The organism is Mesorhizobium sp. M4A.F.Ca.ET.022.05.2.1 (genome assembly GCF_003998845.1).
GTDB lineage: Bacteria > Pseudomonadota > Alphaproteobacteria > Rhizobiales > Rhizobiaceae > Mesorhizobium.
The window spans coordinates 72689-93527 of sequence record NZ_RZOJ01000001.1 but is presented as its reverse complement, the minus strand read 5'-3'; the positions used below and the strand labels follow the sequence as shown (position 1 = coordinate 93527).

The window sequence follows — 20839 nt, the reverse complement described above, 5'->3', positions numbered from 1 at the left end:
GCGCCGCGCCATTCGGCGAATTTTTCCCCGCCCTCGCGATGCCGGTGCCAGAAGGCGGCGAGATCGCCGCCCAGTTCGGCCAGCCCGCGTTCGACCCAGGCGCGGTGGTCGCCGCTGCGCGTGCCGTTGGCAGCGACGACGGCGTGAGGGCTGCGCCAATAAAAATCGTCGATCGTCGCGACGGTGAAGGCAAAGCCTGGAAAGGCCTTGTCGAGGGCAGGGGCGAGCCCGGCGTCGGCCGACTGCGGCTCCAGAGACGCGAGCACGGTTTCGACGGAAGCGGGGTCGGGCAGGCGGACGGGTTTTTGGTCGGACATGCCGGGCACCCTCTCTCGTGCGGCGGAAAGCCGCCTTCCCTATGTCGTTTGCGGCCGCGCGGGACGTCGCCGGCGGCCATCCTGGAGCCGAAAATGACTGATTTGGGCGGCGAGATCAATCACTATCGATAAGAGGTCATTATCGATAGTGATCTAGTCAAAAGTTGCGTATCGATTTCACGATTGACATTCGTGAAATCAAAACGTAAATAGCAGCAGGAGCACGAAAATGAACGAGAACGTCGTCTACCTGCATGGCCAGCCGAAACCGGTCGGCCACTTTTTGCGCGTGGGAACCAGTGGTCACCGGCAACTCGAGACCCTTCTTGGGTCGGGAAAGATGATGGTTGATCGGGTCGTGGTGGAAGCGTCAGCGGCGCTGAGGCAACATGATCTTCTGACGGCCCTCACCGAGGTCGGCGGAGAACTGATCCTCGACACCAATGTCGCCGAGCTTTCGTCAATTGGCCGATTTGGTGGAGCGGCGAGGTCGGCGCCCTGGGCAAACCCCGAGAGCGTTCTGACACCCGACGATCTGCGACCAAACGCGAACCGGGACGTCATCGGCCAGATAGCCCGCTTTGCGGTGCGGCAGGGCTTTCATGCCGTACAGGCACCCGCGCATGTTCTTGAGGGCTCGACGGACCAGCTTCTTGCCCTTGATTGCGAGGCCACCGCCGCGCTGCGTCGGGCGCTCGATGCGGAAGGAGGGAAACACATCGGCATCGACTACCCGTTGATGATCAAGAACGCCTCCCTTCGCGATCCCGCCCAACGACGGGCGTTCATCACCGCGCTGAAGAATGTGCCGTTCGAAAATCTGTGGTTCCGGGTCTCGGGCTTTGGCGCCGACGCCACGCCGATGGGATTGCGACGGTACATCGCAGCCATGATGGACTTTCACAGGCTGGAGGTTCCTGTCGTCGCTGATGGAGTCGGTGGTCTTGTGGGTGTCGCCATTGCGGCCTTCGGTGCCGCCGGTGGAATTTGTCATGGCGTTGCCGAAAAGGAGCGCTTCGATGCCAGTGACTGGGGGAAGCCGCCTCAGACTGGCGGCGGAGGACGCGAGAAGCGGGTTCTGATCGGCGGCCTGGATCGCCTTCTCAGCGTGAAGCAGGTCGACGCGCTGATGGCTGCACAAGGAGCCAAACCTCTGCTGTGTTGCCACGATCGGTCATGTTGTCCGAATGGCCTGAGCGACACGTTGAAGGATCCGAAGGCGCACTATCTGCGCCAGCGCGCTCGCCAGATCCGGGAACTGTCAGCGGTACCCGACGCGCGACGTCCGCAGCATTTTCTTGAGAAGGAGCTGGCTGCCGCGGAACGGGTCGCGCGGTCGGCCGCGAAGCTCAAGATATCGGATGAAGGCTTGTCCGAGCTGCTGCAGCGCAGTAGCGACCGGCTGGAAAAGATGCATGCGGTCCTGGATGCCCTGAACGGCACGATTGCCGGCCAGCCAAGGGCTCCTGTCCCACCGCGGCGGCAGGGGAGGGGTGCGAGCCTAGCTTCGCACCGCAGGTAACAACATGAGCACAGCAGTAGCACGAATTCTGGACGATCTTCGGTCTCGGGGAGGCCTGCAGGGCAAGGACATCGCCAACATTGTCGATGTGTCGACCGCGACGGTATCGCGATGGTCGCATGGCAACGGCTCTCCAAATCTTCGAACCCAGACGGTTATTGCCGACCTGCGGTACGTTGTTGATCGCCTATCCGACTTTTACACCGCAGATGAAACAAGGCTTTGGCTGCATTCACGTCATCCCCTTCTCAACAACGAGCGCGCGATTGATCTTATCAATGCGGATCGTACCCAGGAAGTCCTGGCGGTGATCGAACGCCTCGACGCCGGCGCCTACATCTGAGGCGGCGCGTGGAGCGACGGGCGCGAGATCTCGAACTGCTTGATCTGCTTGATACGCACAAGGGCGTGTCATTCGAGGGGGATGTCTGGCGCATTGTCCGCGAGGAGCGCGAGCCGCTGCTTGGCTATCCAGCTGGGGCCCGTTGGGATCCGGGCTCGTTCGATGTGCTCTACACCTCCTTGGAGCGGGAAGGCTCCCTTGAGGAGATTCATTTTCACCTAAGCCGCCAACCTGTCTTTCCGTCAAAGATCCGGTCGGTCCTCCACAGGATATCGGTCCGCACTCAAAGGACGCTCCGGATCGCTAACTTGGCCGAATTGAAGGCGCTTGGCGTCACGCCTGAGACATACGGATCGCTGTCTTACGAGCGCACACAGGAAATCGGGGATGCGGCCGCTTTCTTGGGGTTCGACGGCATACTGGCGCCGAGCGCGCGCTGGCCGTGCCAAAACCTCATTGTTTTTACCGAGCGTTTCACGCCGGCGGACCTCAGCGTCGTCAGCTCGGAGCCCGTCGATTGGGACGACTGGAGAAGGCGAAGAGACGCCGAGCGACGACAACGCGGCGGCAAATCTTGATCTAGTAGGGCAGGGGAGGCGGACTTTTGTCTTACAGCCCGCTCGCCTTGGTGAGGTTCGTCCGGAACCGATCACGCCGGCGCTGATATTTGCGGGTCATTTCCGCCGACGCATGGCCGAGCTGCTTCTGCACATATCGCTCCTCGATCTCGGCCGACGAGGCGAGCCCGGACCGCAGCGAATGCCCGGCGAACAGCAGGCCGCGATCGGCGTCCGGCAGACCGGAGCGGATACCGGCGGCAAGCACCGTCTGCTTGACCAGGCGGGCGACGTGCTTGTCGTTGAGCCGCTCGACGTCAACGGTCTTGTTGTCCTTGAAGATGCGGCGGAAGAGAGGCCCCCGCGCGATGCGGCCGAACTTGATCCAGGTCTCGAGCGCGACCACGGGGCAGGTGTGGTCGCTGGAGCCGCGGCCGACCTCGACTTCGCGCCAGCGATCGCCCTTGCCGCGCAGTGTCACCAGCACGCCCTTGCCCGGAAGGATCTCGATCCAGCCAGCGCCGTCGCTGTTATCATCGCGCGTGACGTCGAGCCCAACGATCTCGGAGCGGCGCAGGCCGCCGGCGAAGCCGAGGAGGAGCATGGCGCGGTCGCGGAGACCCCTGAGATCGTGACCGAGCGTGGCGAGCATCGCGATGAGGTCGTCGCCGAGGACGGCTTCCTTCACGCGCGGTGGCCTGGTGTGCTTGCGGCGAATGCCGGCGAGCACGGTGGCGATGTGGCGATCGGCCCGGTCCATGGAGAGGCCGCGCTGCGTAAAATTCCAGGAAAGGCCGGAGAGTCGACGCTCGATGGTCGAAACGGACAGAGCCGGGGCACCGAGCTTGGCGCCGCCGGCGGCGCAGGCGCTGATATAGAGCCCGATCACCTTGGAATCCGGGGGCAGGGGATCGAAGCCGTTGCGCCGGCACCAGGACGAAAAATGCTTCCAATCCTTCGCGTAGGCGTCGCGGGTGCTCTCCGAGCTAGCGTTGTCGGCATACTCCCGGGCGGTCTCGACCAGATCCTCGACGTGTGCCGGTACGCGGGGTGTGGGCTGGCCCATCTCCATGACGAGGTCGACGATATCAGGCATCTCGCTCCCAAGAGGGTCGCCGTCGAGCGGATCCTCGGCCGGGAGATCGTTTCTGGCGGCTTTGGGCGGGGGATTTTCCATGATTTGCGAGCCTATCAGAATATGTCCGGTAATGGAACCTTACCGGACGTAAAACAAGATCGACAGGCGCGGCGGTTTTGGGTGACACATCTTGCAAAAAGCGCCGCGTGAATTCATCCTGTCAAGGATGATTCTTCGACCCAAACCGTCCCCGCGCCACCATGCGCCGTCTCCCGGGGTCGGGCTGTCCGCTCTCGCGGCACCGGTGCCGTCCTGGCTGTGCAGGGCAGTCCCCGACGCGCAAGCCCTTGCCGCACAACGCTTGGAGGATATCGCCATCGTCGCAGGCGCTGCCATCGGCGCGCTGGACGCGATCGTGCGCCGGCAGGAGCGGTGGGCCGGCGCCTGGCGGCAGCGCCTCGCACTCGCGGCGGCCGCAATGACGGCGCGGCAGGCGGGGCGCATTGAGGATGAAGCGGCGTTGCGCGACGCCGTGCTGCTGACCCGGCCGGGCGACGATGTTGGCCCCGCTGGCCGCATACTTTTGGCCTGGCGTCGGCTGGCAGCCCGGCCGGCCGAGGATCTTTTGACGGAGAAAAGCCTCGCTGCGGTGCTGGAAGATCTCGGTCACGCCCGCGACGACGAGGCGGTCAGCGACCTGGCAGTCGAGCTTCCACAGCTCGGCTCCAGCATCGGAATGGTCGGCATGGTGACCGGCGCGTTCATGGCCGCCGAACGACATGGCTTCGGACGCACCTTCGGATGCTGGCTCGCCAACGCCCTGCTCACGCAAAGGTTGGGATGGACACATGCAGTGCCGCTGCTCGGCGCCGAGCCCGCCTTGGGTGCGAGCCGCCCACGTCGCGTTGCGGCCGGCGCCACGGCGCCAACCGTCGAGGCGGGGCCGGAGCGAACAAAAGCTTTGCTTGCCGGGCAGGCGCGTGCGGCGCTGCGTGCCATCGACCTGTCGACCGACCTCGAGCGCCGCGCAGAGCGGCTGCTCGCTGTAGCGCCGAAGCTGAGGGCGAAGGGTGCGGACCTTGTTGTCGAAAAGCTGCTGTCCGAGGATGCGGTCGTGGCGTCGCAAAAAATCGCCGGAATAAGCGACCGCGGCCTGCGCCGCCTGTTCGACCGGCTGGTCGAGCTCGGCGCCGTGCATGAGCTGTCCGGCCGCCCGACCTTCCGCATTTACGGGCTGTAGAAGATGGTGGAGACGGCTCGTGCAAGACGGGGGAGGGGGCGACCTGATGACCATCGGTCAGATGACCGCCTGTTTGACCGCGAGTTGGATCATCTGCCGCCGGAGGTGCGCTGGCGCGAATGGATGAACCGTGTCGAGGCGACGATTTTCGCGGCCAACGAGCCGGTCAACCGGGAGACACTCGCCCGCATCGTCGGCAAAAGCTGCAGCATCGACCTTTTGATCGACGACATTCGCGAGGAGCTGCGCGGTCGGCCCTATGATCTGGTGGCAGTCGCCGGCGGCTGGAAGCATCTGACGCGGCCGGCCTATGCCGACGCCATCCGCGCCGCCGTCGGCACAAGCGAGCGCACCATCGACCTCACCCAGTCGGAAGTATTGACGCTGATGACGATCGCCTACTTCCAGCCGATCACCCGCGCCGAGCTGTCCTCCTTCTTTGGCAAGGAAATCAGTCGCGACCTGATCGGCAATTTGCGCGGTTTCGGCTTGATCGCCTCCGGTCCGCGCAGTCCGACGCCCGGCGCGCCGTACACCTATGTCACGACCAAAGCATTCCTGCTGGAGTTCGGGCTCGACACGTTGCGTGACCTGCCGGATTTCGAGGCGCTCGAGGATGCCGGGCTGCTGAGCAAAGAGAAGCTGTTGGCTGGTGATATCATGCCGGGGTTTTCGAACGATGGCGGTGGGGATGCAGGCGTCGCCGGTGATGAATAATATGCTGCTCGCCAGGGATGGGCGGGATTCTTGTCAATTTCATAAGTCAACTGGAGCGCGCAGAAGAAAACTGGGGTGAGACATCCGCCGGGAATGTCGTGCTCGGGTGGAAAGTTCACGTTGCTGCCGTCGATCTGAACTGGCAGGAGGCGCCATAAGCAGTCGTCGCAGCATCGACCACCGGATGACGTGTTTGGGGCCGCTAGCCGCTGGCCGCTTTGGATTTAGCCAGCGACGAAGCGGACATTCGTGCTGGGCAGGCGAACCGCTTCGGCGGCAACGCGAGCGGACAGATGACGCGCCTAAATGGCGCAGAAGGCGTTCGAGGGTATCGCTCAAGTCCCGGCCCGGCGGCGGGTGCCACAAATGTCGCCGACGCGGTGCGGCAGGCGGTCACCTATCCTACATCGTCTTGTCTCTGCGTACCAAGCGGCTGGTCGCAAGGAGGCCTGACGGACGGATGGTGGAGTTCGTCGCTCCGTGACTGCGCCACTTTGGAAATCGCTAGGCGACCGCTGGGCGACTTGAACGAATTTGCCCCTGATCGGCTGGAGAATAGGATGCGCCGAAGGCGCTCCGTCCCTCTGTTGTCGGCACATCGAGAGCCGGCTATGGACGATGCGGACAGGGGGGAATACGAATGTCGGACATCTTTGATGAGTTCATTCAGCTGGACCGGACCTTCCACGACCTCGGCCTGAGCGAGGAGGAAGGCAAGGATGCCGAGCTGTTCCGGCTGATGCGCCGCGACAAGCTCACGCAGTGGTCCGACCTCCTGGAGGAATCGCGCGTCGTCCTCTTGTCTGAGGCGGGATCGGGAAAGACCGAAGAGATCCGGCACGTGTGCCGCGACCTCCGGCTGCGCGGGAAGTACGCCTTCTTCCTGCGCATCGAGCACCTAGCACAGGACTTCGATGCGTCCTTCGAGGAGGGAACGCCCGAGGAGTTCGATGACTGGGTCGCGTCCGGTGAGGACGGCTGGCTCCTCCTCGATTCCGTCGACGAAGCCAGGCTGAAGGATCCCAAGGACTTCGAGCGCGCGATCAGGAGGATCGGCCGCAAGCTGCGCGGCGTTCTGCAGCGCGCGCACATCGTCATCACGAGCAGGGGCGAAGCTTGGCGGCCGAAGACAGATCTCCTCCTCTGCGAGACGAACCTGCCATGGACTCCACCGGCAAGCGCGCCCGAAGTCGACCAGGATTCGGACGAAGCCTTCACGACCACCGGCGGCGTTGGCTCCAAGCGGCGGAAGTCCATCTTCCGTATGGTCGCGCTCGACGATCTCGCCGGCGAGCAGGTCGATCGCTTCGCAGGGGCCAAGGGCGTCACCGACATAGCCGCTTTCAGAAAGGCGCTGGACCGCGCGGAGGCGTGGTCGTTCACTACCCGTCCGCTCGATCTTGCCGAGACTGTCGAGTTCTGGCTCGCGAACGACCGCGTCGGCTCGCGTCTCGAACTGCTGCGCGCCAGCATCGACAAGCGCCTGGACGAGCGCGACCAGGACCGCGCCGATGCTAATCCGATTTCGAAGGAGCGTGTCCGCGAGGGTGCGCGTCTTGTCGCCGCGGCCTCCACCCTGGCGAAGGAGTCGGCGGTCCGCGTCCCCGACGGCCAGAAGAACGACCGCGGGCTCGAGATCAAGCAGGTGCTCGCCGACTGGGACGACGCCGACTGCCGCACGCTTCTCACCAGGCCGATCTTCGACGAGGGCATCTACGGCACGGTGCGGTTTCACCACCGGTCGGTCCGGGAGTTCCTAACCGCCGAGTGGCTCCATTCGCTTCTCGTCGACGAAGGATCGCGCGCACGCGTCGAGAACCTGTTCTTCCGGCGGCAATACGGCGTCGAGGTCGTCGTCCCGACGATGCGGCCGGTCCTGCCGTGGCTAGCGATCCTGGATCAGCGGATCCTCGACCGCGTCATGCGCCTCGCCCCCGAGGTCCTGTTCGAAGGGGGCGACCCCGCCCAGCTGCCGCTGGAGACGCGGATCCAAATCCTGCGGGAGTCCTGCGAGCAGCTGGCCCAACCCGCCCATGGCCGCAGCATCACCGAATACTCGGCGGTACAGCGCTTCACGAATCCGGATCTCGCTGACGTGATCCGCGAGCTCCTCGACAAGCACAAGGACGATGACGACATCGTCTGGTTCCTGCTGCGGATGGTCCACCAGGGCGGGATCGCGGCGCTCGCCGACAAGGCCAAGCACTTCGCCCTCACCTCTCGATCGAAATACACGCGCATCGCCGCCATCCGTGCCGTGATCGAGGTGGGGTCTCCGCAGGACATCGCCGAGGTCCGCAAGGCGTTTGTCGCGGAAGCTCCTACGCTCCGGCGGAGCTGGCTGGGCGAGCTTCTCGACGGGCTCGGCCAGACGCCAGCCGACGTGGTGTGGCTCCTCTCCGCCCTAGCGCTCGCGGCGCCCAAGAAGCGATTCGAGACCGATCCGCTCTCCGACGCGCTCGCCAGCTACGTGGCGGCGCTTCCGCCGGCCCTGCTTGCAGCACTCCTCGATGGGGTCGGCAAGCTACTGAATCGAAAGCCGGTCATCGAGCAGCGCCACTGCGAGATCTCCAAGCGATACAGCTGGCTCGGGCAGACCGCCGGCCAGGTCCTCATGCGAATGATCCGGGGCCGCAACCCGGCGACGCTGAAGAAGCTGCCTCTGTCGATCCTGCGGAAACTCCCTATAGCCGAGGACTACGGGCGTGGCCTCTTCGAAGAGGTTCGCAACGAGCTGCCGCAACTGGTCCGCGAGTGGCCCCAAATCAATCGAGCGCTGTTCTGGAACTGCGTGGCCGAGGAGCGGGCACGTCGGAAGCGCAAGAACGGCGAACGCCTGACAGACTACTGGCATGTGTCGATCTTCGGCGCCTACTGGGCCTTCGACGGCTCCGATTTCGACTACATCATTGAGCAGATTGCCGATCGGCCGCTCACGGACGACAAGCTCGTGGCGCTCACGCTCGCGGTTTCACTCTATCAGCAGAACGGCCGACCGCGTGCATGGCGGGAACGCTTAAAGACGGCGGCGACGATCGATCCCGAAGTCGAGACCGAACTCGATAAGCTGCTCAACCCACCGAAGGGGGCCGCCGCCAAATTCAAGCGGCAGCAGGCCGCCTGGAAGCGTCGATCCGACAGGGAGGCTGCGAAGGAGGCCAAGGCGAAGGAGCGGGCCAAGAAGATCCTGGCGAGCCGCGTCGCTACCATCCGCGACTTCGGCAAGCCAGGCAAGGTCTCCAGTGACCAGTACTATCTCCACGAGCAGATGCGGAGTGGCGATAGCCAGCATAACTGGTGGACCGCCGGGAACTGGCGTGCTCTGATCGCGACGTTCGGCGAGGACGTAGCGCGCGCGTTCCGCGATAGCACCGTCGGCTACTGGCGCCAGAATAGGCCGCAGCTTCGCTCGGAAGGCGCGGCCGCCAACAGCACGCCGTTCACGACGATCTTCGGGCTCACCGGCCTCTCCATCGAGGCACGGGAGACCGACGGCTGGCCGTTGGCCCTAAACGCGACCGAGGCGGAGATCGCGACCCGATACGCCCTGCAGGAGCTGAACGGCTTCCCGCCATGGCTGCCCCAGCTGCACAAGGCGTTCCCGTCCCAGGTTCTCGACGTCATCCTCAGGGAGATCAGGCACGAGCTCTCGACCGAGATGCCCGAGGGCGAGAGCAATTATGCGCTCTACGACGTCAGCTGGCACGGCGACTGGATATGGGACCAGATCGCGCCGGCGCTGCTGCCCGAGTTACGCGCCAAGCGGGTCAACACCAGGAACCTCAACTACCTCCTGGCCATCATCAACCGCTCCTCGGTCGACGACGGTACCATCGCCGCGATCGCGTCGCGGAAGGCCAACGGCACGCGCAACCTCACCTTCTCTCCGATCTGGTTCGCCACCTGGGTCGGCGTCGATCCCGATGCGGCGATCCCCGCGCTCGCGGCCCGCTTCGCCGGCATGGACGATCCTGCCGAGCAGACCAAGCTGGCCCTCACCTTCATCGTCGCCCTTCTCGACGGCCGCTCCCAGGAGGGCCGCGCGCGGCAGGCCTTCCGCACGGTCGAGCACATGAAGTCGCTTTACCTGCTGATGGCTCGGTACATCCGGCAGAAGGACGACATCCAGCGTGCCGGCAAAGGCGTCTACTCGCCCGGCTTGCGTGACGACGCCCAGGATGCGCGAAACGCCCTCATCGCCTTCATCCGCGAGACGCCCGGCAAGCCGGCCTTCCTCGCCCTGCTCGAGATGGCGCGTGCCCACCCCGACCAAGAGAGCAGGCCTTGGATGGGCTTTCACGCGAAATCCAAGGCGGCCGCCGACGCTGACATCGACGCGTGGACGCCTTCGCAGGTGCGGGAGTTCGGTAAGTCGCTGGTGGCGACGCCTGCCAACCACCGCGAGCTCTGGTATCACGCCATCGACAAGCTGGACGCGCTGAAGCACGACCTCGAGAACGGCGACTCCTCGATAGCGTCGATCCTTCAGGCCGTGGATCAGGAGACCGAGTTCAGGAAGTTCATTGGCGGATGGTGCCGCGACCGCGCGGCAGGTCGCTACGTTGTCCCGCAGGAGGAGGAGCTCGCCGACGCCAAGCGCCCAGATCTGCGGTTCTTCGGCGTGGGCTTCGACGCCCCCGTGCCGACCGAGCTTAAGCTCGCCGACAAGTGGACCGGTCCACATCTCTTCGAGCGTCTGGAAATCCAGCTATGCGGGGACTATCTCCGCGATGTCCGCTCTAGCCGCGGGGTCTTTCTCCTCGTCTACCTTGGAACGAAGTCGTACTGGGACTTGCCGAACGGAAGGCGCGCTGACACCTTCGAACTGCTGATCGACGAGCTTCAGCGTCACTGGACGCTAATCTCCAACGACTATCCCGGCGTCGAGGACATCCGGGTCGTTGGCATCGACTTGACCCGACGGGGCATCGACGCCAAGGCTGGGAAGGCTGCCAAGACCACCAAGAAGGCGAGAAAGGCGGCCACGGCCGAAGGGAAGCTGCTTAAGACTGGGTCCAAAAAACCCGAGACCACCATCCCCACACCTTCAGGCGACAGTAAGCCGGGCGCGCCTGCCAAGCCGGACAAGAAGGGCGGGCAAAACGAAAAGAAGAGGAGGCGCGCCTAGACGGCCGCTATTGGAGTTTCGGCGCGAGCGTTAAACGACCTTGATGGGGGCGCAAAGCTGCCGCCGCTGGTGTCGGCGGCAAAGTCCGCTTCTTGGCGAAGGCAAAGTTTGCCTGAATGGCCGAAATGGGGGCGCAAAGCAGTCATTCACGGCTCGACGTGCGGAGGTGGCTTTCGGGTCATGGCCGTGAATTGACCCGGAGCGAGCGAGCTTCCGCTTAGGGTCGATTCCTGAAACAGCTCCCTCGGAGAAATCATCCGACTTAGCTGCTGATCTGAGCAAATCACTCCGGTTTTCTCCGCGCGCTCCAGCTCTCTCCTGCACTCGTAGCGCCCGCAAATTGTGCGATTGGTGGACAATCACTCCGGTTATCTTCTGAACTTCACAATTTTATCCGCTCGGGGTCGCAAGAACACGGGGACGCTTCGCTCTGATCCACCGTCAGTGGCGCGCGAATAGGCCTCGAGCAGGGCCGCAAGGTCAGCGCCGGTCGAGGGTGACCGCACAGACCTCGGCGATGCTTGATGCTTGTCCATGAAATCCGCAAAGTGCGCGATCAACCGGTCATGGCCGCCTGCAGCCAGGACGAGCCGACGTCGCCGGGCAACGGCATCGTCCTCGTCTTCCGTCAACCAGCTGACATGCTTGTCGGCGAGCCATTCGAAGCAGCGGATACGCGATGACGTGGACAGGTTCGTGAGCGTCTTCCCCAATGAGACGCCTGCAATGATAGGCGCGCGCAGCAGGCGCGACGTCAGATCGCCGATCGTCGTCGATCCCTTGGCCATCTCCACCCTGCAAATATCGTCGATCGACCGTTCCAGCCGTCGTGCCGGCGCTTTGACGAAGACCTTCGATGCCCTGCGCAGATCGAAGCCGCATCGGGCGCAAAAATGCTGTGGGACAAGTTCGCCCTGGTCGAAGGCGGCGACCCCGCTTCGGCAGGCGGGACATCGATCCCGAAGACCGCGACCATGCACGAAGCACGAGATTCGCGTCGCCAGCCGCCAGCAACTGCGAAAATAGGGCACCTCATCGTCGGCGAAGCACCGAGGGCAGTACTGCATCCAGGTCGAACGGTTCCGGTCAGCCTTCTCGCGCAGCGGCAGTAGGAGCGGCGTCAAAGCGCAGCCAGTCATCGCCAACGCAGAGATCGCTTCATGCGGAACGCCCGTCTGCTCGCTGAGCTGAGCGGCGACGTGAGGCAGAAGCCGAAGGTCGAGGCGGGGCGACCACATCCCGTCGCCACGCCCAAGGACGCCGGCGAACGAGCGCGGCGCGAGACCGTTCGCGATCGCGAGGCGGTGGAGCCAGCTCGACAGCAGCTCATCCGGCTTCGGATCAATGGAGACAGGCCACCGATCCCGAAAGACATCTTGATACCGCTCGCGGATCTCGATGGCATACCCTGCGTCGGTTGCCTCGCCGCTCACAGTAGGCCGTCACGCACTGGCGCCCGGCGGCGCTTCGAGACTGGGATGTAGTTCAGCGCCTTGAGACCCGATTTCGTGATCCGCTCCGCACCAGACCTCACGGCGGCCGCGGCGGCCGCAGAAACGATCGCCACGATCTCGCCGATCAATCCCTCTGAGAGCTGGAAGATCGTTCGCGCCAACGGTTCATCCGAAAGATCGGAAGCACGGGCGAGCGGCAATGCTCCCTCGAGGCTATCCAGGAGCGTCAGGAATTCCTCGCCGTATTGCCACCGCGGCACAGCGTGCAGGTCGAACCGGCTCGCCATCTCGGTGGTCTCGTTGATGAAGTCGTAGACGGCGACCTCGCCGATCAGAACCGGAGAGATGTCGAACTGGCGGCCAATCCGCCTCAGGAACGCGAGAACCGCCTCGACGTCTCGCGAGCGGCCGCGAATCGCATTGTGGAATTCGTCGAAGATCAGGATCCTGGGTTTCAGTCTGTCGAGCAGATGATCGATCTGTTCGGCCTTACGGCCAACATCTCGACCATTGCCGACCGGGGCGCGGAACGCCTGCAGGATGCTTCCATAGAAATGTGCAAGGCCGGCACCCTCGCGCGTCTGGACCACCCACACTCTTTGCCGCTCGGACGTTTTCATGTGCTCTACCGCAAACCGTTCCGCGATCATCGTTTTGCCGTTGGCGTAGGGCCCGACCAGCATCAGGCCTCTGGTCCGCAACGCCGCCGGTCGCGACAGCAGTTCGGAAAGGCGCTCGTGTGCCTGTACTGCGACGTGATGTGCGATCCATCGCGGCGCCCGGATGTAGGCGATCCGGTCTTCCGCGCAGCGATCGAGGTACGGGCGAACATGGTCGAGCAGATGGTCCGCCATGTCACCAATCCTCGACCGGCAGACGGCGTTTCTGACGTACGGGATGCTCAACAGGCGCCGGCGTCGGAGGACGCATTGCATCATAGGGTTTGGCGGCCTCCACCGCGTGGGTTCGGCGCACGGCGTTGCGGAGGTCTGCTTTCGAAGGCTTTTGCTTGCCGGCGATCTCCGCAATCCGTCGGCGGAGCACTACCTTCTCGACATCCGATCGCGCGTTCGTGGCACGTCGGTGCATGCGATCGGCTTCATGTTCCCACAAGGTGATCGGCGCGAGGGATTCGTCTCGCCTCTCGACGGGCCGAAACTCCCTTGACTCCGGATCGCGGATATAGATGTGACTGATATCGCGAGGGTCGTAGCGTACTTCGATCTTGCCCAGCCGATCTCGCTGCGGGACCAGGCCGCCCAGCCAGGACGAGTAGTAGTCGAGCGCGAACATGCTAACACCCTGCGGTGAAAGGCGCCTCTCCGCGCCAGGAAGGAATGCCAGCAGAACCCGCATCGGATCATCGTCGCAGCGGGGGAGGTCGTGCGTCTGCCTCTCCCACTCTTTGGCCGGCACCTTCAACGTCCTTGCGTTTTCCTGAAGGTTGTGGTCGATCACCGCGAGCGCGACGCATCGCTCGAGATCGACGAAGCTGAGGCGAGCTCGCCGTTGCGCGGGGTATTCGTCGCGATCCGCCACGGATCGGCCCGTCGAGCCGGGCTGTGTCGCAAGAACGGAGTTGAGCTTCCCGAGCAGCCTTTCGACCACGCCACCATGATGGACGCGACCACGGTCCCGGTAGCGGATACGAATACCGTAGTCCTCGCACCCACGCTGGAAGGCATGCCCTTTGAACTCCTTGGCGGAGTCGGTCACAAGCGACCGCGGTCGACCGAACATCGGCCACCCATGCTCGATGTCCCGCGCGGTGAGCCAGACATCCTTCGGGCTCATTGCCTGCGCCAGGCATAGCGCGACCGACAGCGCCGACGGCTTCTCAAGAGTAAGGCAGAAGCCGAGAATACAGCGCGTCGCCACGTCGGTGACGATCGTAAGATATGCCCGGCCGACGAAGGTTCCTCCGCCCTCGATCACCTCCACGAAATTGATGTCGGTGGGCGTATGATCGATCTGACACACATCGAGCGGTCGTGCCGCGTAGATGTATCCCGGTCGTGGTTTGAGCCGATGGAGATGCTTCGGGTTCGCCGACCGCTTCCCGGCGATCTCCTCAGGCGTGAATAGCAGGGGTATCCGTCGGGCGACGGTGAGATAGGACGGAGCGGTCTGCCCGGCCTCCTCGCAGCGGGCGCGGATTTCCGCGACGACAGGCGCGAGCGGAGGAGCTTCAAGCACCAGCCACTGCTCTCGCAGCGTCGAGGCGATGATCTCCTCGATGCCCTGGTTAAGGCGCTTCTTACGAACGCCATCCAGCGGGGGCAGTAGCGACGTCACGGTGCGATCGATGCGGTAGCGCGCCAGCAGGTTATAGACTTGGCGGGTCGAGAGCCGCAGCTCGGCTGCGGCCCGATTGATTGCCGCCTGTCGTGGACCCGAACCGTCGAGAATCCTGTCAAGCTCGCGGGCGACACGGCGTGCAGCCAGCCACACTTCATCGGAATGCGACAAAGCAGGTGCTGCTTTTCGGTTGTGCAATGGCTTCGGCAAATCGAGCAGTCAGTGAAATCGTTAGCGAAAATCACGCCCTTCGTAGCGCGGAAACCTAACCGGCATATGACGTTCGGGCGTTTGAAATCGGGAAGTAAAAGCGACACCGAGGTTTTGGCGCGGCTCGACGAGCGGCTGGCCCGCTCGCCGGTCCGCGAAGGGTTTATCGAACGCCAGCACTTTGCTGACGCGGCCGCGGCGCTCTGGCTCGAGGGCGAGCTCGTCCACCTCGAGGACCTCGTCTTGCACGACGCGCATATGGACATCCGCACCCCGACCCACGAGCTCACCCGTGCGCATGCCGTCTTACGCGCCCGCCGGCGAATTGTTTCGCAAAAGCCGGACTGGGCGCTCGGCCGCGACGGTTTTTTGGCCCTGACCGGCCGGGGCGGCGCCATGCCGGCGGCGGAGGGCAGCCAAAAAAGCCGGGAAGGGCAGGCGGCTGTCGCCAGCTCTGTTGAAGCCGACGGTCGGGACGATGCTGAGGCCGATCTTCTGGCAGAAGAATTTGCCGAGATCGATGCTGTCCTGGCGCGCTCATCAAGGATCCTGAACGGCGGCGACGTGCCGGCGAGGCCGCCGCGTTCGGACGATCGGCCAGACCTGATCTACGATCTCGACTGGAATGAAGAAGAACGGCTGGCCGAATGGCAGGCCGTGCTCTCCGACACGCGGGAATGGCCGTTGGTGATGCGCGCCGCGATCCTGATCGAGGCTTGGCAAAACATCGAGGTGCTGCAGCATGCCGCCTGGCTTGGACCACTGCTCGTTGCCGCGCTGTTGCGGCAAGACGGTCTTGCCGCGCACCATCTCGCCGGACTTCATGTCGGGGCGAAAAACATTCCGCGGGAGCGGCGCCGGGCGCGCAATCGCTCCGATCGGTTGCTGGCCTGCCTCGATGGGATCCACAACGCGGCGCTGGCCGGGTTGAAGGAGCATGATCGGCTGACGATAGCGAAAAGCCAGATGGAGCGGCGACTGCGTGAACGACGCGCCAGCTCAAAATTGCCAGACCTGGTCGAGCTGGTGCTGTCGCGTCCGGTCGTCTCGGCCGGCATGATCCAGGACAAGCTAAAAGTGACAAAACAGGGTGCGCTCAATCTCGTCGGCGAGCTCGGGCTGCGCGAGATGACTGGCAGGGGGAGGTTTCGCGCGTGGGGGATTATGTAATTCCAAAGCTTGGCATCCCATGCGGATCACGGGTTTGGTCAAAGCCATAGGACACTCACGCTTCCGTCCAAATCGCGGCGTCGAGCCTCCCAATCTACAGGCTATTGACTCCCAATTGTCATGCCCAAGATTTCCAATCCTCAGAGATTCGGAGAGTGCATGTGTCGGGCCTGAGAAATTGCCCCCGTCAATTGTGCATATCGCCCGACGACACTCCCGGCTCGTTTCCCGATCAATCTTGGCGTTTTGCGCCGCTGTCCGTTCCCCGGCTGCTTGAATATTCGCCCGGTTGGTCGAAGAGGACGCAGCGCTTCTGGGATTGGGTGAATCCGAAAGCGATGCACTGGTCCAGCGCCGAGCAATCCCGTTCGCACTCGCCGCGGGCGCGGGCGCTCAGCACGCGGAACCCATTTCCCGAAAAGGCCTTGTCGTTGAAATATTCGAAGTAGGCAGCTGCACCTGACGCGGTCGGGGTTCCAAGCTCCGACATAACGCCGCTGGTGGCTCGGGCGTTCATCAAGAGTTGGCCAAGCCCTTCCTTGAGGAAGCATTTCCGGTTCCAGGCGTCGTAAGTGAAAGCCCTGCACCAGCCTTCCGAGGCCCGGCACATGGATTCACACTGATCCACGCTTTCGGCCTGCCTGGTCTCGGTGGCTCTGCTTTTGAGGTCCCTGTTGAGGAAGCGCCGGAACGTGGCAGGCGGAGGCGTCACGGCAATCGCCTGCTGCGCCGGCTGGTCAGGCTGCGGTGGTGGTTCGGCCGGCTGTAGAGGGGCAGGTTGATTTATTGGCGGATGGTAGCCAGTGACAAGACTGCGGGTGCCGGCCGTTTGCCCCTGGCTTTCCTCGGCGCCGCCAACGCTCGCGAACAGCCGGCAGACGTCGCCGTTCGACGAGTGGTCAAAGCCGGCGCATCCCGAGCGCGCGGAGCAAAGGTTCCTGCAGGACTCCAACTGGACGCTGACCTTCGCACTGACGATCCCATTCAAGGAAGTGTGCGGATAGTAGAAAAGATCCCCAATTGACTGCGCATTCGCGGACGGAATTCCGGCAGATGGAACGACAGCAGCCGCAATTGCGCCGACCAATGCTAAGAGAAGTCCAGCGTTTCTGGAGCTAGAGCGCTGGCGGCGAATCCGGTTCGCGAACGTCCGCGGACAAGGAGAATGCATGTCGGCTTGTGGCTCGGATACCTGGCAAATCTGCCGATTGTTCATCTGAGACATTGGTTGCCTTTCTCCGCCGCTTTCCCGAACAGAATCTCAAAAGCTCGCGGGGCCGCTCAGCGGACATTTCCGGGATGCGAGAACCGAGAAGGTCCCGAAATGGTTGTTGCAGATGCGGAACTTAGACTGACGTGCCGCCTTTGACTTTGCTGGCGACCGGGGGTTTGTCGCCTCGCGTTGTTTTTTACGTCTCGGTTTCGCCCGGACGACCGGCGCAGGCTTGCCTGTCTCTTGCGATGTGGCGCTTTGCTGCTTTTTCGCTTCCGCTTCCGACGCTCCCTGGATCGGCGGCTCTGTCGGTTGAGCCGCGACAGGCGGATTGGCAGGCGGACGGTAGCCCGTGGCGAGACTGCGGGTGCCGGCGATGTGTGGCTGGCTCTCGTCCGCGCCGCCCACGGTGGCGAACAGCCTGCAGACGTCGCCGTTCGACGAGTGGTCGAAGCCGACGCAGCCTGACCGCGCGGAGCAGAGTTTCCTGCAGGACTCGAGCGAAAGGCTGATCGTCGCGCTGACGGTCCCGTTCAGGAGAGTCTGTGGATAGTCGGAGAACTCCCCTACTGACTGCGCGTTGGCTGGCCGAATCCCGGTTGGCGGAACGACAGCGGCAACTGCGCCTGCCACTCCCAAAAGAAGTCCCGCTATTCCGTGGCGAAGACCATGCGCCAGCATGTTTCCTCCTTGCCTAGGCAGCCTCGCGCTACCGTTCCCGTACAATAGTTGTTTCCTGGGAAACGGCCGGCGCCAGCTTCCTTTTCAGGCGCATGACGTTTTCATAGGATTTCTGTATCCGCTCGAGCATTTCCGGGTCCTTGCGCGCTTCTTCAGACAGGAAGGCGGCAACCTTTTCCGGGACCAGGGGGTCTGGATGTTTGTCGTTGGCGAATATCAGGATGTCGTTCCCTGCTAAAACGGCTCGGCGCACTGAGTCCTCGAAGCTGATGTTGTCGGTAATGGCCTGCATCTGCATGTCGTCGCTGATGACCACGCCCTTGAAGTGCATGTTGTCCCGCAGCAGCCCGGTCAACGTCGCACGGGAAAGCGAGGAGGGGATTTGGTTCGAAAAGGACAGCTTGTCATTTATCACATGCGCGGACATGACCATGTCGACATCCCCCGAAGCGATCAGGTTCTTGTAAGGGAGAAGTTCCTTATCGCTCCATGTCTTGGAAACGTCGGCCATGCCCTTGTGGCTGTCCTTGGTGCTGGAACCGTGTCCCGGGAAGTGTTTCAAGGCCGTTAGCACTCCCTTCGCCCGATGCGCTTCGACGAAAACCTTCGCGTATGCCTCGACCGTCTGCGGATCGGCGGAAAAGCTCCTGCCAAGCTTGCCAATGATGGGGTTCGCCGGGTTGACGTTGAGGTCGACGACCGGAGCCAGGTTGAGGTTGAACCCCAGGTCCGAGAGAGCGGAAGCGAGGTTCTGGTAAACCACGCCGGCCTTGGCGGGACTCATGGAGTTAGCCACAGTCGCCTCGCTCGGCGTCTCCTTGAACCCGATGGCACCCGTGAGCCTCTGGATGCGGCCGCCCTCCTGGTCGACCGCGATCAGCAGCGGGGTTGCCGCGAAGCGCTGCAAGCCTTCGTTCAATTGCCGCACTTGTTTCAGGCTGTCGATATTGCGCCCAAGATAGATGACGCCCGTTATCTTTCCTTCTTCCGCCTGCCCGACGACCCTCGCGTAGCCCTCGGCATCCGGCTCGCTGCCGACGAAGCCAACCAGCACCATCTGCCCGATCATCTGTCGCAGCCTGGCGTCGTCGATTATGCTGTGCAGCTTGGCGGTTTGAATGTGGGCTCCCGGTATCGGGTCAGCCTTCAGCGGCGAGGAAAGGCCAAAGAGGGCGCATGCGAGAGCGATGTAAGGTGCGATCCGCGACGGCATGTTTCAGTCCCTCGGAGCGACGGGATGTACAAAGTCGGGAGTGACCGTCCGGCTGTTTTTTCGCGCCGACGTCATGCCTTTTCTTCGCACCGGGTAGAGGTTCGTTCCGTCGACCAGGAAACATCGGTTGGGTCGCGCGGTCACCCAGGTGAACCCACCGCATCCACCGTCGGAGTCACATTGCCGCATGCATTCCTGGTACGAGATCGCGGCTGATTCCATGCCATTTCCAATGAAGCCGCTCGTAGTGAATAGCTCCCATCCGGCGGTCAAGGTCGGAGGAGGGGCCGATGGCTTGGCCTTGAAATAGAGGCCTGACCGTCCCAACGGGTAGGACTGCACGAAATCGAAGCCGGATTTCAGGAAGCATCGGTTCACCTCCTCGTTGTAGGTGAACGCCCGGCAGGAGGTTCGGCTGTCACACAGAGCCGAACAGCTTTCGGCATTGGGCGCATCCAGGCCTTTCGTCACGAGATCCCCGCCCCAGAGGTCAACGCCGCTGAAAGACGCGTAGTACCAGGTCTCGGCGTTGGCGGGATCGCGGTAGCCTGGAATCTTCTGGCGCGTGCCGCCCGTCGAGAGCGGATCAGACTGTGCTGACGCGACTGCTGGAAACAAGCGGCAGAGGTTGGTTATAGAGGAATGATCGAAGCCGGCACAGCCGGAACGCTCCAGGCAGATTTTCCGGCAGTCGTACAAAGGCCGCCGGAACTCGGCGCTGGGGCTTCCCCTCAGCGCGGTCTCTGGATAGTCGAGAAATTCGCCGCCGGACTCCTGTGCTGACGCCCTCGGAGCAATTCCAGGCATCGCAAGCGAAAATGACAGCAGCAGCACGGACGCCGCTATTCCCGCCGCGGCCACGCGCAACCGACGACCCCTCTGCCGCATTCCCGCATTCCCCCTGGCCCAACCCATGAAACCGATATGAAAAAGCGGCTGGGTCAAGGACTGATCGACCCTTCGCAGTAGGTAGTGCGAAGGAAATTTTCGTATGCGTTGGCGTGGCTCGAACCGGCGTCGCTGGCATCGAGGCAAAGCGAGCTCAGGAGGGTGTTGGCTTGCGCATTGCCCTCGAGCGCGAGCTCGAAATACGAACGCGCCGCCTTGTTGGAGTCGATCGCGTCGACGCGGTCCGGCGCGAAGGTCCTTGGATCGTACCATTTCGCCATTTCGAGTTTCGCGTCCTGGTTGCCTCTCTGCATTGAGAGATTGATCGCCTGCATCCCGACGCTCCGGTCTCCTCGCTTGAAAGCCTCCATGCTCAGGGCGAAGAGTTCATGGCCGTCGGTGTCCGTCTCCTTCAGCTTCGCCAGCCTGGCTGCAAGCGGAGGATTTGTCGGATCTGTGTAATTCGAAAGCAGGCTGCGCGTCGCCGCGGTCGAACCCACGCTCACGCGTCCGGCCCCTACGCTCGCGAACAGGCGGCACTCGTCCTTTTGAGAATGGTCAAACCCCTGACATCCGGAACGCGCCTCGCAGAGTTTCCGGCATTCTTCCATCGGCTTGGAAAACTGGGCGCTGACGATCCCATTCAGCAGAGTGTCCGGGTAGTTGAAAAGCTCGGTTGCCGCGGAATTTTCCTGCGCTCCCGCCGACAGGGCCATGCCCATCAGCATTGCCGCGGCCACAGCCCCCACGAGCCCCCCGAAGGGCAGGAGATACTTGTCCAAGCTGCTCTTCAGCATGCCTTTGTCCCTT

The 20839-nt window shown here is 63.2% G+C and carries 16 protein-coding genes and 1 pseudogene; 7 read left to right on the top strand and 10 right to left on the bottom strand.

Annotation, left to right across the window (positions count from 1 at the left end; translation table 11 throughout):
- Nucleotides 1-317, bottom strand: a pseudogene (locus EN745_RS00425) (hypothetical protein); the annotation flags it as partial.
- 229 nt (nucleotides 318-546) lie between these two features.
- Here EN745_RS00425 and EN745_RS00420 point away from each other — a divergent pair.
- The 3 genes from EN745_RS00420 to EN745_RS00410 are packed head-to-tail and all read left to right on the top strand — an operon-like array spanning nucleotide 547 to nucleotide 2760.
- Nucleotides 547-1839 (top strand): hypothetical protein, encoded by a 1293-nt coding sequence (locus EN745_RS00420; protein WP_127420264.1) that lies wholly within the window; start codon nucleotides 547-549, stop codon nucleotides 1837-1839.
- Between the two features lie 4 nt (nucleotides 1840-1843).
- Entirely contained in the window at nucleotides 1844-2182 is a 339-nt protein-coding gene (locus EN745_RS00415; RefSeq protein ID WP_038655373.1) for an antitoxin Xre/MbcA/ParS toxin-binding domain-containing protein, read from the top strand.
- A gap of 8 nt (nucleotides 2183-2190) precedes the next feature.
- Nucleotides 2191-2760 carry an RES family NAD+ phosphorylase gene (locus tag EN745_RS00410; RefSeq protein ID WP_066991064.1) on the top strand — a complete coding sequence of 190 codons (570 nt, stop codon included), beginning with the start codon at nucleotides 2191-2193 and terminating at the stop codon, nucleotides 2758-2760.
- 31 nt (nucleotides 2761-2791) lie between these two features.
- Here the strand turns inward: EN745_RS00410 and EN745_RS00405 are convergent, their stop codons facing one another.
- The gene (locus EN745_RS00405) at nucleotides 2792-3835 is read right to left on the bottom strand and encodes a tyrosine-type recombinase/integrase (protein ID WP_245487573.1); all 1044 of its coding nucleotides are present in this window, start codon (nucleotides 3833-3835) and stop codon (nucleotides 2792-2794) included.
- Nucleotides 3836-4043: 208 nt separating this feature from the next.
- On the opposite strand from EN745_RS00405, the gene EN745_RS00400 reads away from it, so the two are divergent.
- The 3 genes from EN745_RS00400 to EN745_RS00390 all read left to right on the top strand — a co-directional run bounded on the left by EN745_RS00400 (nucleotide 4044) and on the right by EN745_RS00390 (nucleotide 10902).
- Entirely contained in the window at nucleotides 4044-5057 is a 1014-nt protein-coding gene (locus EN745_RS00400; protein WP_127420262.1) for a DUF1403 family protein, read from the top strand.
- A gap of 3 nt (nucleotides 5058-5060) precedes the next feature.
- Nucleotides 5061-5774, top strand: a complete 714-nt coding sequence (locus tag EN745_RS00395; protein ID WP_127420261.1) for an SMC-Scp complex subunit ScpB — start codon at nucleotides 5061-5063, stop codon at nucleotides 5772-5774.
- 640 nt (nucleotides 5775-6414) lie between these two features.
- Nucleotides 6415-10902, top strand: a complete 4488-nt coding sequence (locus EN745_RS00390; RefSeq protein ID WP_189362910.1) for a hypothetical protein — start codon at nucleotides 6415-6417, stop codon at nucleotides 10900-10902.
- Between the two features lie 368 nt (nucleotides 10903-11270).
- Here the strand turns inward: EN745_RS00390 and EN745_RS00385 are convergent, their stop codons facing one another.
- Genes EN745_RS00385 through EN745_RS00375 form a run of 3 tightly spaced genes read right to left on the bottom strand, consistent with a single transcriptional unit; the run spans nucleotide 11271 to nucleotide 14825 of the window.
- Nucleotides 11271-12335, bottom strand: a complete 1065-nt coding sequence (locus EN745_RS00385; protein WP_127420260.1) for a TniQ family protein — start codon at nucleotides 12333-12335, stop codon at nucleotides 11271-11273.
- Complete coding sequence (locus EN745_RS00380; protein ID WP_127420259.1) at nucleotides 12332-13210, bottom strand: TniB family NTP-binding protein; 879 nt, start codon at nucleotides 13208-13210, stop codon at nucleotides 12332-12334. Before EN745_RS00380 ends, EN745_RS00385 begins: the two co-directional genes overlap by 4 nt.
- Nucleotide 13211: 1 nt before the next feature.
- Nucleotides 13212-14825 carry a Mu transposase C-terminal domain-containing protein gene (locus EN745_RS00375; RefSeq protein WP_245487571.1) on the bottom strand — a complete coding sequence of 538 codons (1614 nt, stop codon included), beginning with the start codon at nucleotides 14823-14825 and terminating at the stop codon, nucleotides 13212-13214.
- A 153-nt stretch (nucleotides 14826-14978) separates the two neighbouring features.
- Here EN745_RS00375 and EN745_RS00370 point away from each other — a divergent pair, with 153 nt between their 5' ends.
- Nucleotides 14979-16034, top strand: coding sequence for an RHE_PE00001 family protein (locus tag EN745_RS00370; RefSeq protein WP_127420257.1), 1056 nt, complete (start codon nucleotides 14979-14981; stop codon nucleotides 16032-16034).
- Between the two features lie 232 nt (nucleotides 16035-16266).
- Here EN745_RS00370 and EN745_RS00365 read toward each other — a convergent pair whose 3' ends face one another.
- From EN745_RS00365 to EN745_RS00345, 5 genes are read right to left on the bottom strand one after another with little or no spacing between them, the layout of a single operon-like run.
- Entirely contained in the window at nucleotides 16267-17259 is a 993-nt protein-coding gene (locus tag EN745_RS00365) for a PAN domain-containing protein (RefSeq protein WP_245487570.1), read from the bottom strand.
- 36 nt (nucleotides 17260-17295) lie between these two features.
- Nucleotides 17296-17928: a PAN domain-containing protein gene (locus tag EN745_RS00360; RefSeq protein WP_127420256.1), complete on the bottom strand. Its 633-nt coding sequence runs from the start codon at nucleotides 17926-17928 to the stop codon at nucleotides 17296-17298.
- Nucleotides 17929-17956: 28 nt separating this feature from the next.
- On the bottom strand, nucleotides 17957-19141 hold the full coding sequence (locus tag EN745_RS00355) for a glycoside hydrolase family 3 protein (protein ID WP_127420255.1): 1185 nt from the start codon (nucleotides 19139-19141) through the stop codon (nucleotides 17957-17959).
- Nucleotides 19142-19144: 3 nt separating this feature from the next.
- Nucleotides 19145-20086 carry a PAN domain-containing protein gene (locus EN745_RS00350; protein WP_245487569.1) on the bottom strand — a complete coding sequence of 314 codons (942 nt, stop codon included), beginning with the start codon at nucleotides 20084-20086 and terminating at the stop codon, nucleotides 19145-19147.
- Nucleotides 20083-20826 (bottom strand): PAN domain-containing protein, encoded by a 744-nt coding sequence (locus EN745_RS00345; protein WP_127420254.1) that lies wholly within the window; start codon nucleotides 20824-20826, stop codon nucleotides 20083-20085. Before EN745_RS00345 ends, EN745_RS00350 begins: the two co-directional genes overlap by 4 nt.
- Nucleotides 20827-20839 lie beyond the last annotated feature (13 nt).

What these genes read in the sequence shown, in the direction of transcription:
- EN745_RS00355 (WP_127420255.1), bottom strand. Translation starts at nt 19,141, where the DNA reads ATGCCGTCGCGGATCGCACCTTACATCGCTCTCGCATGCGCCCTCTTT.
- EN745_RS00395 (WP_127420261.1), top strand. Translation starts at nt 5,061, where the DNA reads ATGGTGGAGACGGCTCGTGCAAGACGGGGGAGGGGGCGACCTGATGAC.
- EN745_RS00390 (WP_189362910.1), top strand. Translation starts at nt 6,415, where the DNA reads ATGTCGGACATCTTTGATGAGTTCATTCAGCTGGACCGGACCTTCCAC.
- EN745_RS00360 (WP_127420256.1), bottom strand. Translation starts at nt 17,928, where the DNA reads ATGCTGGCGCATGGTCTTCGCCACGGAATAGCGGGACTTCTTTTGGGA.
- EN745_RS00405 (WP_245487573.1), bottom strand. Translation starts at nt 3,835, where the DNA reads ATGCCTGATATCGTCGACCTCGTCATGGAGATGGGCCAGCCCACACCC.
- EN745_RS00365 (WP_245487570.1), bottom strand. Translation starts at nt 17,259, where the DNA reads ATGTCTCAGATGAACAATCGGCAGATTTGCCAGGTATCCGAGCCACAA.
- EN745_RS00420 (WP_127420264.1), top strand. Translation starts at nt 547, where the DNA reads ATGAACGAGAACGTCGTCTACCTGCATGGCCAGCCGAAACCGGTCGGC.
- EN745_RS00380 (WP_127420259.1), bottom strand. Translation starts at nt 13,210, where the DNA reads ATGGCGGACCATCTGCTCGACCATGTTCGCCCGTACCTCGATCGCTGC.
- EN745_RS00345 (WP_127420254.1), bottom strand. Translation starts at nt 20,826, where the DNA reads ATGCTGAAGAGCAGCTTGGACAAGTATCTCCTGCCCTTCGGGGGGCTC.
- EN745_RS00415 (WP_038655373.1), top strand. Translation starts at nt 1,844, where the DNA reads ATGAGCACAGCAGTAGCACGAATTCTGGACGATCTTCGGTCTCGGGGA.
- EN745_RS00400 (WP_127420262.1), top strand. Translation starts at nt 4,044, where the DNA reads ATGATTCTTCGACCCAAACCGTCCCCGCGCCACCATGCGCCGTCTCCC.